A 4,251-nucleotide genomic window follows, 5' to 3' on the forward strand; every position below is an offset into this window, starting at 1 on the left:
GGAATTTCTGGAGTTTATTATTTTGGTACAGATGCTAGTTTATCTGCAATTAATAGCGTTGATAGCTTAGAAAATTTCACGTTATATCCTAACCCAAATAAAGGCAATTTCAATATTCAATTTTCTTCCAATTCAAATAATAATATTATTGTTTTGGTTCATGATATTAGAGGAAGAGAAATTTTTAATAAAACATATTCAAACAACGGTTTGTTTAATGAAAACCTTCAATTAAGTAATGCACAATCTGGAATTTATCTTGTAACTATTCAAGATGGTTCTAGGAAAGAAGTTAAGAAAATAGTAATAGAATAATTTATTTAAGAATTTTAGGAAAGAGGTGGTTTATACCACCTCTTTTTTTTATTAATTATTTCAGAATATTATTATATTTGTGCATTAATCAAAAAAACCATTAAAATGAAAAAAACGTTACTACTAATTGTTTTTTCACTAGTACTTACTAATTTTAGTTACTCACAAACAGAAAGAGCTTGGTCAAACTTCAAAGGACAAGATGTTAAAGTTGCTATTTCAGCACAGAGAGAGTCATTTCCTCAAGAATTTGAGCTAATGCAATTGGATTTAACTGTTTTAAGACAAGTATTATTTACAGCTTCAGATCGATTTTCCGAAAATAGAACAAGCGCTATAATATCCTTGCCAAATGCTGAAGGAAAATTAGAACGTTTTCGTGTTTATGAAGCATCAAATTTTGCACCAGATTTACAAGCTCAATTTCCAGAGATTCGTTCTTATGTGGGACAAGGTATTGATGATAAATATGCCAGATTAAGATTATCAATTAATCCGAGAGGAATCAATACCATGGTTTCAAGAGCAGATAAGCCTTCAGAATATATGGAGCCTTATTCTGTTGACGGAACAGTTCACGTAGTTTATAATTCTGAAAGAGTTAAAGGGAAACTTCCATTTACCTGTTCAACACCAGTTGAGCAAGCATTAATGAATGATTTAACCGATAGAGCGAGTAGTGTATCACGTTCAAACACAGGTCAATTATTAAATTTCAGACTTGCAATGTCTGTAACACCAGAATATACTTCATTTCATCATACATTATTAGCTTTAGCAGATGCCAAGACTAGTGCATTAGCAGCAATTAATACTACATTGACTCGAGTAAATGGTGTTTTTGAAACGGATTTTGCAATTCACATGAATTTAGTGAATAACATGACTATTATTTATGATGGCACCACGTTAGATCCCTATGGAGCTACAAGTAATAATTATAATACTCAACTACAAACAACTTTAACTAATGTAGTAGGAGAAGCGTTTTATGACGTGGGGCACCTAATGGGAAGAGTAGGGAATAATGGAAATGCTGGATGTATAGGTTGTGTATGTTTATCTGGGAAAGGAAGTGGGTACACCACAAGTACAGCGCCAGTAGGAGATAATTTTGATATTGATTTTGTAGCGCATGAAATTGGACATCAATTTGGCGCAAATCATACTTTTTCAAATGGAAATGAAGGTTATGGAGTAAATGTTGAAGTGGGTTCAGGGGTAACCGTAATGGGTTATGCCGGAATAACTGATGAAGACACTCATTTACATTCAATAGATGTATTTCATGCCGCAAGTATTGCCCAAGTGCAGGCAAATATGGCAACAAAATCGTGTCAAACAACAGTAGTTATTTCTCATTCTGCTCCTGAAGTTAATGCTGGTGGTAACTGGACAATTCCTGTGAGTACACCATTTATGTTAACGGGCTCAGCTACTGATGCTGGTGGTGCAAGTGCAATAACATATACCTGGGAACAAAATGAAGATGGAGGGACTAATATAGACGCCGATAGTGCTGCTTCACCAACAAAAGTTGATGGACCAAACTGGGTAAATTATCAAGATTCTGCAAGCCCAGTGCGTTATTTTCCAAAAATGTCATCAATTTTAGCAGGTAGCACAACAACTCCTGGTTTAGATGTAACCGCCGAAGCTTTAAGTTCTGTAGCAAGACCATTAAAATTTGGATTGACAGCTAGAGATAATGTACTTGGACAAGGACAAACGGGATATGATGAAATGATAGTTACAGTTGCAAATAAAACGGCTTTAACTATTACAATGGCAGCAAGTACAACTTATCCTGTAGGGTCTACCCAAACAGTGGTTTGGACAGGTGCAACAGGCACAACGGGTCACAGTACTATTGCAGGTGGAGCAAATGTAGATATTTCATTTTCTGCCGATAATGGAGTTACATGGATATTATTGGGAACTACTACAAATGACGGTTCGCATGTTGTGACTTTGCCAGTAGGCATTTCAGGAGCTTATTGTAGGTTTATGGTAAAAGCTAGTGCAAATATTTTCTTTAATATTTCTAAACCATTTGCCGTTGGAAACTATACCTATCAAACTCAAAATGTTTGTACAGATTATCCATTTACTTTAAACTCTACTATAACAGAAAGTACTGGTACTTCTTATCCAGGCACATCACTTTCTATTTCAGATTCTTTTACGATAACAGACGCAAACTTTTATGCAAACGTAACACATCCAAGTATAGGTCAATTTAATCTACTAATCATGGCTCCATGGCAAACAGCGTTAAATACTGCTATTTGGTACAATAATTCCACTTGTACGGGAGCTAATATGAATAAATGGTTTGACACAGTGGGTTCAGCAGTAAATTGTGCAACAGTGAATGGAGCTCCATCTTTTTTACCTTATTCTACACCAAACATTAACGGATATAATGGCATGAATAGTGCTGGCGCATGGTTAATATATTTTAAAGATGTTGTTGTCGATTCAAATGTTGCAAATGCAAGGTTTAATACTTTTACTATTCAATTGTGTCGTTCAGGGCTTGTACCTGTTCTTTCTTCTGAAAGTTATGATATTAGCGATTTAGTTTTATATCCAAATCCAAATAATGGAAATTTCAATATTCAATTTACTTCAACATCAGGTAATGAAATTTATATAAATGTACATGATTTAAGAGGTAGAGAAATTTTTACTAAAAAATATTCAAACAATGGTTTGTTTAATGAAAACCTTCAATTGAGTAATGCACAATCTGGTATTTATCTAGTAACTATTCAAGATGGTTCTAGTAAGGTTACTAAAAAGATTGTTATTGAATAAATAGTTTAAACTATTAAATAGTAAAAAGGGAAGCATTAGCTTCCCTTTTTTATTTCCCATTAAAAGTATTCATAGTAGTATTTAACCCAGCTAATGCAAATGATTTTATAATTTCAGCACTTAAAGCTAATCGTTCTTTTAGTTGTTCTTTTTCGATTTCGTCCCATTCGCCAAGGACATAGTCCACTTGTTTTCCCTTTTTAAAGGCATCGCTAATACCAAATCGAAAGCGCGGATATTCAGAAGAGTTCAGTAGTAATTGAATGTTTTTTAATCCGTTATGACCACCATCAGTTCCTTTTGTTTTGATGCGAATGGTTCCAAAGGCTAAATTCAAATCGTCGGTAATAACTAATAGGTTTTCTTTTTCAATCTTTTCTTTTTCTAACCAGTAGTTTACTGCTTTACCGCTTAAGTTCATATAGGTGTTTGGCTTCAGTAAGAGCAATGTTCTGCCTTTTATTTTGAGTTCTGCAACATCACCTAACTTCTGGGTTTGAAAAGAAATCCCTTCTGCATGAGCAACATAATCTAATATTTTAAAACCAATATTATGTCTTGTATTTGCATATTCTGAGCCAATGTTTCCAAGCCCAACTATTAGGAATTTCTTCATAGGAACAACCTCTTGTGGTTTATTTTTCTTAATTATATTTAAAAACCAATTCATCATGTAAAAGTAACATAAAGTTTATAAAATAAAAAGCATAAAAAAAGCACCAGTAAACTGATGCTTTTTTGTATAGATTGAAAAGAAATTATTTTTTCTTTTTTGCTCCTTTTTCTGCTTTTGCTGCTTCTTGAGCGGCTTTCATTGCCGCACGAGAAATTCTCACTTGACAAACCACAGTATTATCTGGGTGCATTAATTTGAAATTGTTTGTTGCTAATTTAGTAACATACAATTTGTTCCCCATTTCTAATTCAGAAATACTTGCTTCAATAAAGTCAGGTAAGTTTTTAGGTAATGCTTTTACTTTTAAACGACGTTGGTTTAAACGTAAAACACCTCCTAATAATACTCCTGGAGAAGTTCCTGTAATTTTAACAGGTACTTCCATAACGATTTCTTTATCGTCACTTAATTGGAAGAAGTCAATGTGTAAAATTTTGTCA

General features: G+C 33.5%; 4 protein-coding genes. 2 read left to right on the forward strand and 2 right to left on the reverse strand.

The window, feature by feature from the left end:
- Together ACIQZC_RS09325 and ACIQZC_RS09330 are read left to right on the forward strand one after the other, a co-directional pair.
- A partial coding sequence (locus tag ACIQZC_RS09325) for a T9SS type A sorting domain-containing protein (RefSeq protein ID WP_396138956.1) occupies nt 1–315 on the forward strand: 315 nt, incomplete at its 5' end.
- Between the two features lie 105 nt (nt 316–420).
- On the forward strand, nt 421–3,135 hold the full coding sequence (locus ACIQZC_RS09330; protein ID WP_396138957.1) for a reprolysin-like metallopeptidase: 2,715 nt from the start codon (nt 421–423) through the stop codon (nt 3,133–3,135).
- A 49-nt stretch (nt 3,136–3,184) separates the two neighbouring features.
- On the opposite strand, the gene pth is transcribed toward ACIQZC_RS09330, so the two are convergent.
- A complete protein-coding gene (gene pth / locus ACIQZC_RS09335; RefSeq protein WP_396138958.1) occupies nt 3,185–3,751 on the reverse strand; it encodes an aminoacyl-tRNA hydrolase in 567 nt (188 codons plus the stop codon).
- 142 nt (nt 3,752–3,893) lie between these two features.
- The coding region (locus ACIQZC_RS09340) for a 50S ribosomal protein L25 (protein WP_396138959.1) at nt 3,894–4,251 on the reverse strand (358 nt) is incomplete at its 5' end.

Source organism: Flavobacterium sp., from assembly GCF_044338735.1.
Classification (GTDB): domain Bacteria; phylum Bacteroidota; class Bacteroidia; order Flavobacteriales; family Flavobacteriaceae; genus Flavobacterium.